Source organism: Nocardioides sp. NPDC006303 (genome assembly GCF_040613175.1).
In the GTDB taxonomy this organism is placed as follows: domain Bacteria; phylum Actinomycetota; class Actinomycetes; order Propionibacteriales; family Nocardioidaceae; genus Nocardioides.
Genome location: NZ_JBEXRR010000002.1, coordinates 298,775 through 315,667, shown reverse-complemented (window position 1 = coordinate 315,667; position 16,893 = coordinate 298,775). Strand labels below are relative to the sequence as shown.

Here is a 16,893-nt window from a genome sequence, read left to right as displayed (position 1 = left end):
GCCGACGACGACGGCGCGAAACCGGCGTCGGGTGCTTCCTCGGTTCCCGACGGTCCGTGGAGCTTCACCGACGGCTCGGGCGAGCGTCATGACGAGCCGACTCGACTCGATTCTTGGTCAGAACGAGCCGGGTCGGCCCCTTCAGGCGAGATCGAGGTAGCCGGCCTCGCGCAGGGCCGCGATGACGTCGTCCAAAGCGTCCTCGATCGAGCGGCCGGTGGTGTCGACGCGTACGTCGGCGTCGGCCGGCTCCTCGTAGGGCGAGGAGATTCCGGTGAACTCGGGGATCTGGCCGGCCCGGGCCTTGGCGTAGAGGCCCTTGCGGTCGCGCCGCTCGCACTCCTCCAGCGGCGTGGCGACGTGGACCAGGAAGAAGGCACCGCCGGCGTCGTCGACGTAGCCGCGTACGTCCTGGCGGGTCGAGTCGAACGGCGCGATGGGGGAGCAGACGGCGAGGCCGCCGTGGCGGGAGATCTCGGCGGCCACCCAGCCGATCCGGCGGATGTTGGTCTCCCGGTCCTCCTTGGAGAAGGTCAGCCCGGCCGAGAGGTTGCGCCGCACGACGTCGCCGTCGAGCGAGGTGACCGTACGCGCACCCTGCTCGAGGATCCTGTCCATCAGGGCACGGGCGAGGGTGGACTTGCCGGAGCCGGACAGGCCGGTGAAGAAGATGACCAGGCCCTGGTCCTCGGGCGCCGGCTGGTCGGAGGCGATGACCGCGGCGATCGCCTCGGTGTGGTCGGCCGACTCGGTCGAGGTTCCCGAGGCGAGCGCGTGGATCGGGTCACCCCCGGCGTACGCCTCCACGACGGCCACGCCGAGAGCGTGGTCGGCCTCGGGGTCGTCGTGCGAAGCCAGCGGCACCGCGACCACGGCCGCGTCGGGGAGGTCCTCCGCGGCCAGCAACGACGCGCGCAGCAGGGCGACGGGGGAGAGCGACGGTGTGCCGTGCCCGACCAGCGCGAGCAGCAGCACCGGCCCGAGGGCCGCGATCTCCGCGGTCTCGGCGGTGGTGAGCGCGTCGGTGACCGGGACGATCGTCCGCCCGGCGTACGCCTTCCGGGTCTGCTCGGGGGTGAGGTAGAGCCGCCGGAAGGGACCGTAGGCGGGGGAGGACAGGCCGGTGACCTCGCCCGCGGGCCAGGTGACCCGGGCCAGCGGCAGCCCCTCGGGGTCGACGATCTCCACCGCGCCGTCCGCAGCCGCATTCTCGGCGACGGAGGCCGGCAGGGCGAGCGTCAACGCCGACCCGGGGGCGTTCAGCGGACCCGGGAGGGCGCCGGAGACGATCAGCTCGATGTCGTCGAGCTCGCGCGGCGTGGGAGAGAACTGCTGAGGCACAAGATCACCTGGTGAGGTCGTATGAGATGGAGAACGGGCGGCGCATCCCGTTGCCGGAATGCGCCGCCCAGTCCTGAATGGCTGAACGCGTCAGTCGTTGATCATGCCCGCGCCGACGGTGACGCCGGTCGCCTCGTCGATGAGGATGAAGGAGCCGGTGGTGCGGTTCTTCGAGTACGGGTCGCACAGCAGCGGCTTGGTGGTGCGCAGCTGCACGCGGCCGATCTCGTTGAGGCCGAGCTCCTTGGTCTCCAGGTCACGGTGGAGGCTGTTGACGTCCAGGCGGTACTGGATGTCCTTGACCAGCGCTCGCGCCGAGTTGGAGGTGTGCTTGATGGCCAGCTTCTGCCGCGGACGCAGCGGAGCGTTGGTCATCCAGCAGATCATCGCGTCGATGTCCTGGCTCGGCTCGGGGGCGTTCTTGACCCGCGAGATCATGTCGCCGCGGCTCACGTCGACGTCGTCCTCGAGCCGGACGGTCACCGACATCGGCGGGAACGCCTCGGGGATCTCCTTGTCGAACAGGTCGATCCCGGCGATCTTGCTGGTCATCCCGGAGGGAAGCACCATGACCTCGTCGCCCGGCTTGAGTACGCCACCGGCGACCTGGCCCGCGTAGCCGCGGTAGTCGTGGTGGTCGTCGGACTTCGGCCGGATGACGTACTGCACCGGAAGGCGCACGTCGACCAGGTCGCGGTCGGAGGCGACGTGGACGTGCTCGAGGTGGTGGATCAGCGTCGGGCCGGAGTACCAGTCCATGTTGGTGGAGCGGGTCACCACGTTGTCGCCCTGGAGCGCCGAGATCGGGATGACCTCGAGGTCCGGGATGTTGAGCTTGGTCGCGAACGCGGTGAACTCGGCCGAGATCTTGTTGTAGACCTCCTGGGAGTAGTCCACGAGGTCCATCTTGTTGATGCACAGGACCAGGTGGGGCACTCGCAGCAGCGAGAGCAGCACCGCGTGACGGCGGGACTGCTCGGTCAGGCCGTGACGAGCGTCGACGAGCACCAGGCCGAGGTCGGCGGTGGAGGCACCGGTGACCATGTTGCGCGTGTACTGCACGTGGCCCGGGGTGTCGGCGATGATGAACTTGCGGTTGGGCGTCGCGAAGTAGCGGTAGGCCACATCGATGGTGATGCCCTGCTCACGCTCGGACCGCAGTCCGTCCGTCAGCAGCGACAGGTCGACGTAGCCGTGGCCCTTGTCCTGCGAGGTCTTCTCGACCGACTCGAGCTGGTCGGTGAAGATCGACTTCGAGTCGAACAGCAGGCGCCCGATGAGGGTGGACTTGCCGTCGTCGACCGAACCGGCGGTGGCGAACCGCAGAAGGTCCATGGCCATCAGAAGTAACCTTCCTTCTTGCGGTCCTCCATGGCAGCCTCGGAGAACCGGTCGTCACCGCGGGTCGCGCCTCGCTCGGTGACCCGGGCGGCGGCGACCTCCTCGATGATCTCGGGGATCGTGGATGCGGTCGACTCGACGCAGCCGGTCAGCGTCATGTCGCCGCAGGTGCGGTAGCGGACCGTACGCTCGGTGACGACCTCGCCCTCGCGCAGCGGGTTGAGCGGGGTCTCGGTCAGCAGCATGCCGTCGCGCTCGAAGACGCGACGCTGGTGGGCGAAGTAGACCTGCGGGATCTCGATGCCTTCGCGGCCGATGTAGTCCCAGATGTCGAGCTCGGTCCAGTTGGAGATCGGGAAGATCCGCATGTGCTCGCCCTCGTGCAGGCGGCCGTTGTAGAGCGACCACAGCTCGGGGCGCTGCATCTTGGGGTCCCACTGACCGAACTCGTCGCGGTGGGAGTAGACGCGCTCCTTGGCGCGGGCCTTCTCCTCGTCGCGGCGACCGCCACCGAAGGCGGCGGTGAAGCCGTTCTCCTCGATCGCGTTGAGCAGCGTGGGGGTCTGGAGCCGGTTGCGCGAGGTCTTGCCGTCGTCGACGACGATGCCGCGCGCGATGGCGTCATCGATGCTCGCGATCACCAGGCGTACGCCCAGGCGGCTGACCCAGCGGTCACGGGTCTCGGCGACCTCGGGGAAGTCGAGGCCGTTGTCGATCTGGAGGACCGGGAACGGGATCTTGGCAGGGAAGAAAGCCTTCTCCGCAAGTCGCAGCATCACGATGCTGTCCTTGCCTCCCGAGAACATCAGGACAGGCTTCTCGAACTCGGCCGCGGCCTCGCGGAAGATGTGGATCGACTCGGCTTCCAGCTGGTCGAGCTGGCTGAGCCGGTAGTCGGCGTGTGTTGCAGTCATTACGGAACCAGAGGACCTCTCCGTCAGGTTGAGGCGCCCATGCTAGTGGCGGCTTCCACGGCACGGCGAAATGTCCCATCCCCGCGTGGGCAGGAATCCGAGTGTACGCACGCGACGGGCCATGCCCGGAAGCGCCACTCGCACGGTGAGATGGCCGCCGTGACGTGGTCAGCGCCGCGGCGCCACGGCGACCCGGTCCCCGGCCAGCAGGAAGGCGATCTTGTCGACGTCATCGCCCGGAGACGGCGTCAGGTCGAGCCGCTGGAACAGGTCGCGTACGCCGCCGGGGTCGATGTCCTGGCCCGGCCGAAGACCCAGCGCCTGCCGGATCGTCTCGGCTTGGATGCGCCGGCCGCCGAGCCGGTCCCAGCGCTCCGCGACGAGCGCCGCCTGCGCGCCGAAGGTGACCAGCTCGGTGCGGGTGGCGGGGATCCCGCCGGAGCGGGCCCGGCCCAGGTTCGCGATCCTCGCGGAGGCCTCCTCGGGTGTCGTCGGCCGCAGGATGTGCGTCGACGGATGCTCGTACGTCGGCCAGAACCACTTCCCCGAGGCCCGCCGCAGCGCGAACTTCCCCTGGTGGCCGCCGAGGGAGAACCGGGGCCGGGCCCGCTGGTCGAGCCATGAGGTGGGCTGGTTGCGCAGCGCCGCGAGCCGGGTCGTGATCTCGGGCAGCGGCGCCTCGACGGGATGCGGCGCCCGGCGCCAGGGCAGGTCGGGGTCGGCCGAGAGCGAGATTGCGCCGGGGAGATCGTCGCCGTAGGAGGCGAGCAGCGTCATCGGCTCGGTGTCGGGCAGCCCTCGCTCGCGCGCCCATCTGCGGCGTACGTCCTCGCGGGCGGGGAGCAGGTTGTCCAGCCAGGCGTGGGCGGCCCCGGGGGCGAGCGCCGGGCCGGTGCGGGGGAGGGAGAGCGAGATCGGCGTCGGGCCGGCGGTCTCGGCGTAGGTGAAGTCGATCCGGTCGCCGACCTGGCGGAAGGTGCCCATCCGGCGGCGGCCGGCGAAGGCGTACAGCTCCCGCATCAGGGGTGGGTCAGACAGTGGGCCAGGACGGCGTCGAGGTCGACGTCCTCCAGGGGCGGGGCGATCGGGGAGAGCTGCGTGGGCGCGAGGTAGACGTCGAGGACCTCCAGCAGCGCGAGCGCCTTGCCCAGCTCGGCACGCGGGTGTCCGGACTCGACGTCGACGACGAACCGCCGTCCCACCCCGGCCCGGTGGGCCAGGTCGCTCTGGGTGAGGCCGGCGCGGCGCCGCGCGGCGCGCACGGCTGACCCGAAGGCGGCCGGTGAGGTCAGGTACGGCGACGGCACGATGAACACTTTACGCGATGTACCCGTACGGGAACATCGCTGATTCATATGCGGTGACCGGTCTCGAACCGCTGCATACAGTGCCGAACATGAAGATCACCGTTGTCGGCGTGGGCTACGTCGGGATGTCGCTCGCCGTCCTGCTCGCCCAGAAGCACGACGTCGTCGTCCTGGACATCTCCCAGGAGCGGGTCGACCTGGTCAACACGGCCAAGACCCCGATCGAGGACGCCGAGATCACCAGCTTCCTGGCCACCAAGGAGCTCGGCCTGCGCGCGACCCTCGACAAGGAGGACGCCTACGCGGACGCCGCGTACGTCATCGTCGCCACCCCGACGAACTACGACGAGGCCTCGAACTACTTCGACACCTCCACGGTCGACAGCGTGATCGCCGACGCGGTGACCTACGCGCCGGAGGCGGCGATCGTGGTGAAGTCGACCATCCCGGTCGGCTACATCGCGGCCAAGCGTGACCAGCACCCCGAGGCGACGCTCTTCTTCAGCCCCGAGTTCCTCCGCGAGGGCAAGGCGCTCCACGACAACCTGCACCCCTCCCGCATCGTCGTCGGCGACGACTCCCCGGCGGCGAAGGGCTTCGCCGAGCTGCTGCTCGAGGGCTCGCTCGAGCCGGACGTACCGGTGCTGATGACCGGCGCCACCGAGGCCGAGGCGATCAAGCTGTTCGCCAACACCTACCTCGCGCTGCGGGTGGCCTACTTCAACGAGCTGGACACCTACGCCGCCACCCACGGGCTCAACACGCCCCAGATCATCGAGGGCGTCGGCCTGGACCCCCGGATCGGCTCGCACTACAACAACCCCAGCTTCGGCTACGGCGGGTACTGCCTGCCCAAGGACACCAAGCAGCTGCAGGCCAACTACCAGAACGTCCCGCAGAACCTCATCTCGGCGATCGTCGAGGCCAACACCACGCGCAAGGACTTCGTCGCCACCGACGTCCTGCGGCGCGAGCCGAAGGTGGTCGGCGTCTACCGGCTGATCATGAAGTCCGGCTCGGACAACTTCCGCGAGTCCTCGATCCAGGGCGTGATGAAGCGGATCAAGGCCAAGGGGGTCGAGGTGGTCATCTACGAGCCCGAGCTCGACGAGCCGGAGTTCTTCCACTCCGAGATCATCAAGGACCTCGACGAGTTCAAGCAGCGGGCCGACGTGATCATCGCCAACCGGCGCACCGAGGTGCTCGCCGATGTCGCCGACAAGGTCTACACGCGCGACATCTACGGGCGCGACTGACGCCCTCCGACCGGCGATTTCTGCTCCCGTGGGCGACCTGCGGGTAACGGACCGGTGAACATCGGTTCGCAATGAACCGTGCGCGGATGCGTACAGTTATGGTCGCGTCTTCTGTTCAGTGTCTAGGAATGAGGCAACATCATGGCTGGTGACTCCGAGACCCGCCCCTGGGGTTCGTGGCACGTCATCGACATCGGTCCGGGCTACAAGGTCAAGCGGATCGAGGTGCTGCCCAACAGCCGCCTCTCCTACCAGACCCACACCCACCGCTCCGAGCACTGGGTGGTCATCTACGGCAAGGCCACTTGCATCATCGATGGCGTGACCACCATCGCCGGGCCGGGTGAGTCCGTCGACGTCGCCGTCGGCCAGGCTCACCGGATCTGCAACGAGACCGACGAGCCGCTCTCGATCATCGAGGTCCAGCGCGGTGGCTACACCGGCGAGGACGACATCGTTCGCCTGGAGGACGACTTCGGTCGCGCCGAGCAGACGGCCGCGGTCGCGGCGGAGGCCTGATTCGGCCTAGGCCAGCAGGCCGAGCAGGTACTTCCCGTAACCGCTCTTCAGCAGCGGCTGGGCCAGCTCGGAGAGCTCCTCGTCGGAGAGCCAGCCCTGGCGCCAGGCGACCTCTTCGGGGGCGCCGATCTTGGTGCCCTGGCGATGCTCGATGGCGCGGATGAAGTTGGCGGCCTCGTTGAGGTCCTCGAGGGTGCCGGTGTCGAGCCAGGCGGTGCCGCGGGGCAGCACCTCGACCGAGAGGGTGCCGGCCTCGAGGTAGATCCGGTTGAGGTCGGTGATCTCGAGCTCTCCGCGCGCGGACGGCTGGAGGTTGCGGGCGTGCCCGATGACCGAGCTGTCGTAGAAGTAGAGGCCGGGAACGGCGTACGGGCTCTTGGGCTTCTCCGGCTTCTCCTCCAAGGAGATGGCCTTGTGGTTCTCGTCGAACTCGACGACGCCGTAGGCGCGCGGGTCGGCGACGCGGTAGCCGAAGACGGCACCGCCCGTGATCGTCTTGAAGCGGGCCAGCTGGGTGCCGAGGCCGGGGCCGTAGAAGATGTTGTCGCCCAGGACGAGGCCGACACCGTCCTCGGACTCATCGAGGAAGCCGACGTCGGCGCCGATCGTGAACGCCTGGGCGAGGCCGTCGGGGGAGGGCTGCTCGGCGTAGCTGATGTTGACGCCGAGATGGCTGCCGTCACCGAGGAGCCGGTGGAAGCCGGAGGCCTCGTGGGGCGTCGTGATCACCAGGATGTCCCGGATCCCGGCCAGCATCAGCGTGGTCAGCGGGTAGTAGATCATCGGCTTGTCGTAGATCGGCATCAGCTGCTTGCTGATCGCGAGAGTGATCGGATGCAGACGTGAGCCGGTGCCTCCGGCAAGGATGATCCCCTTCATGATCAGTTGATCCTACGGATGTTCACCCCACGTTCTAGGGAACCCACCGGGGCGAGGCGACCACCGGGTGGTTAATTCTGCCTACGATGAACCGGTGAGACGGATTCTTGTGACAGGCGGGGCCGGGTTCATCGGCTCCAACTTCGTGCACCACCTCGTGGCCAACACCGATGCGTACGTGACGGTGCTCGACAAGCTGACCTATGCCTCCTCGGAGGCATCGCTGGCGGGGCTCCCGGAGGACCGGGTGAAGCTGGTGGTCGGCGACATCGCGGACGCCGAGGTGGTCGAGCCGCTGGTGGCGGAGTCGGACGCCGTGGTGCATTACGCGGCCGAGTCGCACAACGACAACTCCCTTTCGGACCCGGCTCCGTTCGTCCAGACCAACATCGTCGGCACCTTCGTGCTCCTCGAGGCGGTCCGGAAGCACGATGTGCGGTTCCACCACGTATCCACCGACGAGGTCTACGGCGACCTCCCTCTGCTCGATGAGGTGGGCGCTGACCCGAAGCGGTTCACCGAGGACACCCCCTACCAGCCGTCTTCGCCCTACTCGGCCACCAAGGCCGGCTCCGACCACCTCGTCCGCGCCTGGGTGCGCTCCTTCGGCGTACGCGCGACGATCTCCAACTGCTCCAACAACTACGGCCCCTGGCAGCACGTCGAGAAGTTCATCCCGCGCCAGATCACCGAGGTGATCGAGGGGCGCCGGCCGCGCGTCTACGGCGACGGGCTCAACGTGCGCGACTGGATCCACACCGACGACCACTCCTCGGCGGTCTGGACGATCCTGGAGAAGGGCCGGATCGGGGAGACGTACCTGATCGGTGCCGACGGCGAGAAGTCCAACGTCGACGTCGTCCGCGCGATCCTGCGTCACTTCGGGCGTCCTGAGGACGACATCGAGTGGGTCACCGACCGCGCCGGCCACGACCGTCGCTACGCCATCGAGTCCGGCAAGCTGCGCAGCGAGCTCGGCTGGGAGCCGAAGTACCAGGACTTCGACAAGGGCTTGGCCGCGACGATCGCCTGGTATCAGGAGAACGAGGCCTGGTGGTCGCCGCTGAAGCACGAGACCGAAGCCAAGTACGCCGCGAAGGGGCAGTGATTCTCGGTGGCTGAGCTTCGCGTCGACGAGACGCCCATTCCGGGTCTGCTGGTCGTCCACCTGCCCCTGCACGGCGACGCCCGTGGCTGGTTCAAGGAGAACTGGCAGCGCGAGAAGATGGTGGAGCTGGGGCTCCCCGACTTCGGGCCGGTGCAGAACAACATGTCCTTCAACGCCGCCCGTGGCGCGACCCGAGGCATCCACACCGAGCCGTGGGACAAGTTCGTCTCCGTCGCGTGCGGGCGGGTGTTCGCGGCGTGGGTCGACATGCGTGAGGGGTCCTCGTTCGGGACGACGTTCTCGATCGAGATCGGCCCGGAGACAGCGGTCTTCGTGCCGCGCGGGGTCGGCAACTCCTACCAGGCGCTGGAGGACCGCACCGTCTACTCCTACCTGGTCAACGACCACTGGCATCCCGGGTTCGCCTACCCGGCGCTCAACCTCGCCGACGAGACCGCCGCGATCGCCTGGCCGATCCCGCTGGACTCCGCCGAGATCTCCGAGAAGGACAGGGCCAACCCACGCCTGGCCGAGATCACCCCGATGAAGCCGAAGAAGACGCTGATCATCGGCGCCAACGGCCAGCTCGGCCGGGCCCTCGTGTCGGTCTTCCCGGATGCGGACGCGGTCGACCTCGACGAGCTGGACATCTCCGACGAGAAGGCGGTCGCGGCCTGGCCGTGGCCCGACTACCAGCTCATCCTCAACGCCGCCGCCTACACCGCGGTCGACGTCGCCGAGACCGCCGACGGCCGGCGCACCGCCTGGGCCGCCAACGCGACCGCTCCGGCGCTGCTCGCCCGGGCGGCGACCGAGCACCGGCTGACCCTTGTGCACTACTCGACCGAGTACGTCTTCGACGGGACCGCCACCGAGCACACCGAGGACGAGCCGGTCTCGCCCCTCGGCGTCTACGCGCAGTCCAAGGCCGCCGGCGACATCGTGGTCGCGGGCACCTCGCGTCACTACATCCTGCGCACCTCCTGGGTGGTCGGCGACGGCAAGAACTTCGTACGCACCATGGCGGCTCTCGCCGAGAAGGGCGTCTCGCCCACCGTGGTCGACGACCAGATCGGCCGGCTCACCTTCACCGACACCCTCGCCGCGGCCACCGCTCACCTGCTGCGGTCCGGGGCTGCGTACGGGGTCTACAACTGCACCAACGCCGGCGACCCGTGCTCGTGGCGGGACATCGCCGCCGAGGTGTTCTCGCTGTCGGGGCGTGACCGGGCCGATGTGGGCGCCACCTCGACCGAGGCCTACTTCGCCGACAAGGAGGGCGTCGCGCCGCGACCGCTCAACTCGGTGATGTCCCTCGACAAGCTCACCGCCACCGGCTTCGAGCCCGAGGACCACCTCGACGCGCTACGCCGCTACCTGAAGGCCTGAGGCTCGCTGGTCGAGTCGGCTCGTCATGACGAGCCGACTCGGCGGGGGCTACTTCTCGGAGCGCTCCGGCAGCCGCCAGGCGGCGGCGTTGTTGTCGAAGGCCTCCAGGCCGCGCGACTGGCGGATGAAGCCCCACAGGAGCGGGCCGAGGAGCAGCATCGCGCCGCCGAGGAGCAGCAGGAAGGTGGCATCGGCGCCGAGCATCTTGGCGCCCGAGAGCGTCAGCATGATGACGATGCCGCGCCGGATGACCGACTGGGAGACCCAGCGCGCCATCCGGGAGCCGAGGAAGGTGCCGGGGGTGCCGCCGAGGATGAGCGGGATCAGCACCGCCCAGTCGACGCCGTGGTTGAGCACCTGGCCGATCGCGGCGGCCAGGACGAGTGGCACCGCCTGAAGCAGGTCCGTGCCGACCAGCTTCACCGCGGAGAGGGTCGGGTAGACCAGCAGCAGCGCGATCATGATGACCGAGCCGGAGCCGACCGAGGTGATGCCGACCAGCAGACCGCCGAGAGCGCCGATGACGATGGTGAGCAGCGGCTTCAGACGGGGGTCTTCTTCGGGAGCCTCGTTGCCGCCGGTGACCAGACGCAGCTGCAGGTACATCCGGAACATGTAGGACGCCGCCGCGAACAGCAGGGCCCCACCGAGGACGAGCTTGAGGAAGTGGTCGGTGTCGCCCGGCGCCAGCTTGTGGACGAAGGTGCCCAGGAACGCACACGGGACCGAGCCGATGATCAGGTACGTCGCCAGCTTGATGTTGGGTGAGCCGTGGCGCCAGTGCACCGCGGCGCCGACCGACTTGTTGACCGAGGCGGCGACGAGGTCGTTGGCGACCGCGGTCGTCGGCGGCACCCCGAGGAAGATCAGCGCCGGCGTCATCAGGGCGCCACCGCCCATGCCGGTCAGACCGACGACGATGCCGATGCCGAAGCTGACCACGAGCACGCTGAGCGCTTCTTGGGTGAGGAGGTCGGCGAACACGGGGCAACTCTCACATAGTCTCGCCCCCATGCCAGCACCTGTGCCGTTCGCCGAGATCATCCGCTCCGACTTCGTCGAGGGACACCACTACGGATCCGCCGTCTCTCTGGCGGCCGACGGCACCGTGAGCTGGTCGCTCGGTGACGTCGACTCGCCGATCCTGCCGCGCTCCTCGAACAAGCCGGTCCAGGCCCTCGCGATGGTGATCCTCGGCCTCGACCTGCCACCCGACCTGCTCGCCCTCGCCTGCGCCTCCCACTCAGGCGAGGCGTTCCACCAGGAAGGCGTACGCCGCATCCTCGCCACCGTCGGCCTGGACGAGTCCGCGCTCGGCAACATCGAGGACTACCCGTTCGGTGTCGAGGCGCGGGAGGAGGCGCTCCGTCGCGGCGAGCCGAAGACCCGGCTGGCGATGAACTGCTCCGGCAAGCACGCTGCGATGCTCGCCACCTGCGTCGCGGCCGGCTGGTCGCTGGAGGGCTATCTGGACCCGACGCACCCGCTCCAGGTGGGGATCCAGGAGGTGCTCGAGGCGTGCACCGGCGAGGCCGCGTACGCCACCGTCGACGGCTGTGGGGCTCCGGCCCTGTCCACGTCGCTGACCGGGCTGGCGCGGGCGTTCTCGACGATGGGCTCGGCGGTCGACGGTCCGGCCGCCCGGGTCGCCGAGGCGATCCGGTCCCACCCCGAGTACGTCTCGGGCACGACGCGCGACGAGGTTGCGCTGCACCGTGCCGTACCCGGGCTGATCGGCAAGCTGGGGGCCGAGGCGGTCTACGCCGTGGCGCTTCCCGACGGCCGCGCGTGGGCGCTGAAGGCCGACGACGGCGGTGACCGGGCGCGGGCGGCCGTGATGGCCGCCGCGCTGCTGCGGGACGGGGTCGGTGATCTGGACGGGGTCGACGCCGACGCGTTGCGGGCGACCGGGGACGCGCCGATCCTCGGCGGTGGGCGTCGGGTGGGGGAGATCCGCGCGCTGCTGTGAGGTGCTAGCGGAATGCTAGCGATGTGGGAGTGCCGCGGATCCGGGTGTTTTCGCCGGTTGATGAGGCAATTAGTGGGTGATGTGTGTCACTTCGGTTGCTCAGGGCTTGTGTTTGCTAGCAATTGTTAGCACACTGGAGTCATGGTCAAGAGCAAGGTCACGAGTGCGGTTGGCACGCTCGGCGAGTATCTGAAGGAACAGAGGATCTCGGCTGAGATGTCTCTGCGTCAGCTCGCCGACCAAGCAGGTGTGTCCAACCCCTACCTCAGTCAGATCGAGCGCGGTCTGCGCAAGCCATCGGCTGAGGTCCTCCAGCAGATCGCCAAGGCGCTGCGTATCTCGGCGGAGCAGGTCTATGTCCGTGCCGGGATCCTCAGCCCCGACTCCAACGTCGGGGGGTCCGTGGAGCTCGCGGTGCTCGCCGACCCGAACCTGACCGAGCGGCAGAAGCACTCGCTGCTCGACGTCTATCACTCGTTCCTTGCTCTCAACAGTCGTGTCACCGACGATGCGCCGGCCGCCGATGAAACCGCTGAACCCCATCACGAGGAGAACCCAGATGCCCACGCTGCCCAAGATTGAGACCACCAAGCCCCTCAACGCCGTCGCCGGCGTCGCCGACCTCGCCTACGAGACCGTCAAGAGCTACGCCACCGACCTGCAGAAGAAGGTCGACGACTACCGCTCCGAGGCGACCACCAAGCTGACCGACGCCCGCTCCAAGGCGACCGAGAAGGCCACCGCCTACCGGACCCAGGCGACCGAGAAGGCGACCGCTGCCAAGACCAGCGTGACCGGCTTCGACCCGAAGTCGCTCCCGGCCCTGGCCAAGGAGCAGTACACCGTCCTTCCCGAGAAGCTGAAGACCACCGTCAAGGCCAAGCTCGACGAGACCACCGACTCCGCCACCGGCACCTACGACAAGCTCGCCACCCGCGGTGAGACCTTCGTCGCGAAGTTCAAGAAGGCCGAGACCGCTGAGGCCCCGGCCGAGGCTCCCAAGGCTGAGGCCCCCACGACCGAGGCTCCGAAGGCCGAGGCTGCGCCGGCCGAGAAGCCGGCCCCCGCCAAGAAGGCCCCGGCCAAGAAGACCGCCGCCAAGAAGGCCTGACCCAGGCTCTCAACCGAAGACGGCCCGCTCGAAAGAGCGGGCCGTCCTTCATTTGCCGAATCTGTAGTTGTGGCGGCCGAATCCGCAGAAGTGGGTGACGAATCTGTCGAATCGTCACCCACAACTACAGATTCGGTACGCCAGAAGTGCCGACTCGGCGGGGGTCAGCTGGGGTAGTCGGCGCCTGCGGCCTGGCGGGCCTCCCAGGCGGTGGCGACCATGGAGCGCAGGTCGTGGCGCATCTCCCAGTCGAGGTCGCGCCGGGCGAGCTCGCCGGTGGCGACGATGCGGGCGGGGTCGCCGGGACGACGCGGCTTGATGATCGGCTCGAAGTCGATGCCGGTGACCTCGCGGATGGCGTCCATGATCTGGCGTACGGAGGAGCCGTCGCCCGAGCCGAGGTTGTAGACAGGCTCGAGGTCCTTGCCCTCGGCGAGCCGCTTGGCGGCGACGACGTGGGAGTGGGCGAGGTCGGCGACGTGCACGTAGTCGCGTACGCAGGTGCCGTCGGGGGTCGGGTAGTCGTCGCCGTTGATCTGCGGCGTCTTGCCCTTGGCCAGCGCGTCGAAGACGAGCGGGAAGAGGTTGTGGGGGCTGGTGTCGTAGAGGTCCTTGCTGCCGGACCCGACGACGTTGAAGTAGCGCAGGCTGGTGTGTGCGAGCCCTTCGGAGCGCGCCACGTCGGCGATCAGCCACTCGCCGATCAGCTTCGACTCGCCGTAGGGGCTCTCCGGGTTGGTCGGCGTGGTCTCGGTGACCAGGTCGACGTCGGGAGTGCCGAAACAGGCGGCGGAGGATGAGAAGACCAGCTTGTCCACACCGGTGGCCGTCATCGCCTCGAGGAGGTTGGCGGTGCCGGTGACGTTCTGTGCGTACGTGTGCAGCGGCCGCTGCACCGACACGCCTGCGTACTTGAAGCCGGCGAGGTGGATGACTCCCTCGACGCCGTGGTTGGAGATCGCCTGCTCGATCGCGGACTTGTCCAGCAGCGTCGCCTCGACGAACGTGACGTTGTCGGGCACGAACTTCGCGAACCCCGAGGACAGGTCGTCGATGACGACCGGCTCCATGCCCGCGTCGAGCAGTGCCTGCACGACGTGCGATCCGATGTAGCCCGCGCCTCCGGTAACCAACCAACTCATGCGATGAAGATAGCGGGGTGCACTGGGCGGTTAGGTTTGCGGGGTGAGGTTCCTGCACGGTGACGGCGACCCGACGACTCCCGAAGGCCTGCGCGCCATCTACGCGCCGCCCCGCCTGCCGTGGTTGCGGGCCAACATGGTCAGCTCCCTGGACGGTGCGGCGACCGGCTCCGACGGCCGCTCCGGCACGGTCAACAACGCCGTCGACGTCGACGTCTTCCACGTCCTGCGCGATCTCGCCGACGCCGTTCTGGTCGGCGCAGGGACCGCCATCGCAGAGACGTACAAGGCCAAGGGCGCGCCGATCGTCGTCGTCTCCCGCCGCGGCCGGATCCCCGACGATCTCCGCGGCTGCGAGCCCGGCGCGGTGCGGCTCGCAACGGTGGCCGAGGCGCCAGGCCTGGACGCCGCGCGCGACGCGATCGGCGAGGATAACGTCTACGTCACCGGCACCTCCGAGGTCGACCTCCCGACGCTCGTCGACCGGCTGCACGAGGAGGGCCTGCGGCACCTGCTCTGCGAGGGCGGGCCGACCCTCCTCGGCTCGCTGCTCGAGGCCAGCTTGGTCGACGAGCTCTGCCACACGATCACGCCCAAGCTCCTCGCCGGCGACGGTCGGCGGATCGTGACCGGGCCGCCCGCCGACGTACCGGTGTCGTTGGGGTCCCTCATCGAGCACGACGGCACGTTGCTCGGACGTTGGCTCGTAAACGCATGACGTTCACGGTCAGTTTCCGGTAACGAAATCTTGAGACCGAGAGTTTTACTCTTGACGGGGTCCGACCCAGCCGCTTGACTCACCGATCGTGCCAGGTATGACGGCCGTCACGACCAAGCGACCACGTCAGGCACTCTCGGGAAGACGCTTACGGGAGTGGCTGATCTTTGTCGCGTTCGTTGCGCCCAACGTCGCTCTGATCGCGGTCTTCACCTACCGACCGCTCTTCCAGAACATCTACTACTCCACGCTCAACTGGACGCTGGGCTCGAAGTTCGCGACCCCGGTCGGGCTGGGCAACTACCGCGACTTCTTCACCTCCGGCGAGGCGAGCAAGGTGCTCACCACGACGGCGATCTTCACGGTCGCGACCGTCGGTCTCACCCTCGCCCTGGGCCTGGGTGTCGCGCTGGCGCTCAACCGCAAGCTGCCGGGCGCCGGCTTCGCGCAGGCCACGGTCTTCGCGCCGTACATCCTGTCCGGCTACGGCGTCGGGCTCGCCTGGCTCTACATCTTCGACCCCAACATCGGCGCGCTCTCGGCGATCCTGCGGGACATCGGCCTGAACAGCCCGGAGTGGATCAACTCGCCTCCGTGGACGCTGACGATGGTGATCATCGTCTACGTCTGGAAGAACCTCGGCTACGCCGCGGTCATCTACCTCGCCGGCCTGCAGGCGGTGCCGGGCGACGTGCTGGAGGCGGCCGATCTCGACGGCGCCGGCCCGGTGAGACGGTTCTTCACGGTGACCCTGCCGCTGCTCTCGCCGACCACGTTCTTCCTGCTGGTCACCACGATCCTCAACAGCCTGCAGGCCTTCGACCTGCTGATCGCGATGGACAAGCTCGGTCGCGGCGCCCGCACCCTGATCTTCGACGCCTACCTGACCGGCTTCAAGGAGCAGAGCCAGGCGGGCTACTCCGCGATGCTGTCCACGGTGCTCTTCGCGATCCTCGTGGTGATCACGCTCGTCCAGCTGATCGTCGTGGAGAGGCGGGTCCACTACCGATGAGCACGACTGCTCCCTCCCGCAAGGTGCGGCTGAAGCGAAGCCCGAAGCAATCCAGATCGCTGACGCCGCTGACCGTACGCGACTACCTGGTGCTGCTGCTCGCCGTGCTCGTCGTCGTGCTGCCGCTCGGCTACATGTTCCTGGCCTCGTTCAAGGGCCCAGGCGACCTGGCGACCACCGACCTGGTCGTCTTCCCCGAGGTCTGGCAGCCGGAGAACTACTCCGAGGCCGCGCAGAAGGTCCCCTTCGGGCGGCTCTTCCTCAACTCCACCATCGTCACGGTCGTCGGCTCCGGGCTGAAGGTGCTGCTGGCGATCCTGACGGCGTACGGCCTGGTCTTCTGCGAGTTCCCCGGCAGGAAGTACATCTTCTGGGGCGTGCTCGCCACGATGATGGTGCCGCCGCAGGTCACCGCGCTGCCCAACTACGTCTTCATCAGCAGCCTCGGCGGCGAGAACACCTACTGGGGCCTCATCCTGCCGGGCCTCGGCACCGGCTTCGGTACGTTCCTGCTGCGCCAGGCCTTCATGCAGCTGCCCTACGAGGTGATCGAGGCGGCCCACCTCGACGGCGCCGGCCACTGGCGGAGGCTGTGGCACTGCGTGGTGCCGATGTCGCTGCCGTCGATCGCGACCGTGGCCCTGGTGAACGTGGTCTACGAGTGGAACGACTACCTGTGGCCGCTGATCATCATCACCGATCCCGAGATGATGACGCTGCCGCGCGGTCTGACGCTGCTGCAGAACAGCGAGTCCGCGGCCAGCTCGTTCGGCGTCCTGATGGCCGGCACCGTGATGGTGCTGCTGCCGATCCTCGTCGTCTTCGCGTTCCTGCAGCGGCACATCGTCAACGGCTTCACCCAAGGCGGCGTCAAAGGCTGACGACTC

General features: G+C 68.3%; 18 protein-coding genes. 10 read left to right on the top strand and 8 right to left on the bottom strand.

Annotation, left to right across the window (positions count from 1 at the left end):
* Positions 1–141 precede the first annotated feature (141 nt).
* The 5 genes from cysC to ABZY89_RS03115 all read right to left on the bottom strand — a co-directional run bounded on the left by cysC (position 142) and on the right by ABZY89_RS03115 (position 4,903).
* A complete protein-coding gene (gene cysC, locus ABZY89_RS03135; RefSeq protein WP_355224533.1) occupies positions 142–1,341 on the bottom strand; it encodes an adenylyl-sulfate kinase in 1,200 nt (399 codons plus the stop codon).
* Between the two features lie 90 nt (positions 1,342–1,431).
* Positions 1,432–2,682: a GTP-binding protein gene (locus tag ABZY89_RS03130; protein WP_201451214.1), complete on the bottom strand. Its 1,251-nt coding sequence runs from the start codon at positions 2,680–2,682 to the stop codon at positions 1,432–1,434.
* A complete protein-coding gene (cysD, locus tag ABZY89_RS03125; protein ID WP_350660983.1) occupies positions 2,682–3,596 on the bottom strand; it encodes a sulfate adenylyltransferase subunit CysD in 915 nt (304 codons plus the stop codon). The genes ABZY89_RS03130 and cysD overlap by 1 nt, the downstream gene beginning before the upstream one ends.
* 168 nt (positions 3,597–3,764) lie before the next feature.
* Positions 3,765–4,616: a HipA N-terminal domain-containing protein gene (locus ABZY89_RS03120; protein ID WP_355224531.1), complete on the bottom strand. Its 852-nt coding sequence runs from the start codon at positions 4,614–4,616 to the stop codon at positions 3,765–3,767.
* The gene (locus ABZY89_RS03115; RefSeq protein ID WP_355224530.1) at positions 4,616–4,903 is read right to left on the bottom strand and encodes a helix-turn-helix domain-containing protein; all 288 of its coding nucleotides are present in this window, start codon (positions 4,901–4,903) and stop codon (positions 4,616–4,618) included. Before ABZY89_RS03115 ends, ABZY89_RS03120 begins: the two co-directional genes overlap by 1 nt.
* Before the next feature lie 89 nt (positions 4,904–4,992).
* Between ABZY89_RS03115 and ABZY89_RS03110 the strand changes: the two genes are divergently transcribed.
* Both ABZY89_RS03110 and ABZY89_RS03105 read left to right on the top strand, forming a co-directional pair.
* Entirely contained in the window at positions 4,993–6,159 is a 1,167-nt protein-coding gene (locus ABZY89_RS03110) for a nucleotide sugar dehydrogenase (protein WP_355224528.1), read from the top strand.
* Between the two features lie 141 nt (positions 6,160–6,300).
* The gene (locus ABZY89_RS03105) at positions 6,301–6,678 is read left to right on the top strand and encodes a phosphomannose isomerase type II C-terminal cupin domain (RefSeq protein ID WP_160026783.1); all 378 of its coding nucleotides are present in this window, start codon (positions 6,301–6,303) and stop codon (positions 6,676–6,678) included.
* Between the two features lie 6 nt (positions 6,679–6,684).
* Here ABZY89_RS03105 and rfbA read toward each other — a convergent pair whose 3' ends face one another.
* On the bottom strand, positions 6,685–7,557 hold the full coding sequence (gene rfbA / locus ABZY89_RS03100; protein WP_355224526.1) for a glucose-1-phosphate thymidylyltransferase RfbA: 873 nt from the start codon (positions 7,555–7,557) through the stop codon (positions 6,685–6,687).
* A gap of 94 nt (positions 7,558–7,651) precedes the next feature.
* Here rfbA and rfbB point away from each other — a divergent pair, with 94 nt between their 5' ends.
* A complete protein-coding gene (gene rfbB, locus ABZY89_RS03095; RefSeq protein WP_355224525.1) occupies positions 7,652–8,665 on the top strand; it encodes a dTDP-glucose 4,6-dehydratase in 1,014 nt (337 codons plus the stop codon).
* A 6-nt stretch (positions 8,666–8,671) separates the two neighbouring features.
* On the top strand, positions 8,672–10,054 hold the full coding sequence (locus tag ABZY89_RS03090; RefSeq protein WP_355224523.1) for a bifunctional dTDP-4-dehydrorhamnose 3,5-epimerase family protein/NAD(P)-dependent oxidoreductase: 1,383 nt from the start codon (positions 8,672–8,674) through the stop codon (positions 10,052–10,054).
* A 48-nt stretch (positions 10,055–10,102) separates the two neighbouring features.
* Here the strand turns inward: ABZY89_RS03090 and ABZY89_RS03085 are convergent, their stop codons facing one another.
* The gene (locus ABZY89_RS03085; RefSeq protein ID WP_355224522.1) at positions 10,103–11,038 is read right to left on the bottom strand and encodes a sulfite exporter TauE/SafE family protein; all 936 of its coding nucleotides are present in this window, start codon (positions 11,036–11,038) and stop codon (positions 10,103–10,105) included.
* A 28-nt stretch (positions 11,039–11,066) separates the two neighbouring features.
* Between ABZY89_RS03085 and ABZY89_RS03080 the strand changes: the two genes are divergently transcribed.
* The 3 genes from ABZY89_RS03080 (at position 11,067) to ABZY89_RS03070 (ending at position 13,134) form a co-directional block, all read left to right on the top strand.
* On the top strand, positions 11,067–12,023 hold the full coding sequence (locus tag ABZY89_RS03080) for an asparaginase (RefSeq protein ID WP_355224520.1): 957 nt from the start codon (positions 11,067–11,069) through the stop codon (positions 12,021–12,023).
* 141 nt (positions 12,024–12,164) lie between these two features.
* Positions 12,165–12,605, top strand: coding sequence for a helix-turn-helix transcriptional regulator (locus ABZY89_RS03075; RefSeq protein WP_091045907.1), 441 nt, complete (start codon positions 12,165–12,167; stop codon positions 12,603–12,605).
* Positions 12,583–13,134 (top strand): hypothetical protein, encoded by a 552-nt coding sequence (locus ABZY89_RS03070; protein WP_355224518.1) that lies wholly within the window; start codon positions 12,583–12,585, stop codon positions 13,132–13,134. The genes ABZY89_RS03075 and ABZY89_RS03070 overlap by 23 nt, the downstream gene beginning before the upstream one ends.
* Positions 13,135–13,298: 164 nt before the next feature.
* On the opposite strand, the gene galE is transcribed toward ABZY89_RS03070, so the two are convergent.
* The gene (gene galE / locus ABZY89_RS03065) at positions 13,299–14,276 is read right to left on the bottom strand and encodes a UDP-glucose 4-epimerase GalE (RefSeq protein ID WP_355224516.1); all 978 of its coding nucleotides are present in this window, start codon (positions 14,274–14,276) and stop codon (positions 13,299–13,301) included.
* Between the two features lie 43 nt (positions 14,277–14,319).
* On the opposite strand from galE, the gene ABZY89_RS03060 reads away from it, so the two are divergent.
* From ABZY89_RS03060 to ABZY89_RS03050, 3 genes are all read left to right on the top strand, one after another.
* Complete coding sequence (locus ABZY89_RS03060; RefSeq protein ID WP_355224514.1) at positions 14,320–14,994, top strand: dihydrofolate reductase family protein; 675 nt, start codon at positions 14,320–14,322, stop codon at positions 14,992–14,994.
* 97 nt (positions 14,995–15,091) lie between these two features.
* Entirely contained in the window at positions 15,092–16,006 is a 915-nt protein-coding gene (locus ABZY89_RS03055; protein WP_355224512.1) for a sugar ABC transporter permease, read from the top strand.
* A complete protein-coding gene (locus tag ABZY89_RS03050; RefSeq protein WP_355224510.1) occupies positions 16,003–16,887 on the top strand; it encodes a carbohydrate ABC transporter permease in 885 nt (294 codons plus the stop codon). The genes ABZY89_RS03055 and ABZY89_RS03050 overlap by 4 nt, the downstream gene beginning before the upstream one ends.
* Positions 16,888–16,893 lie beyond the last annotated feature (6 nt).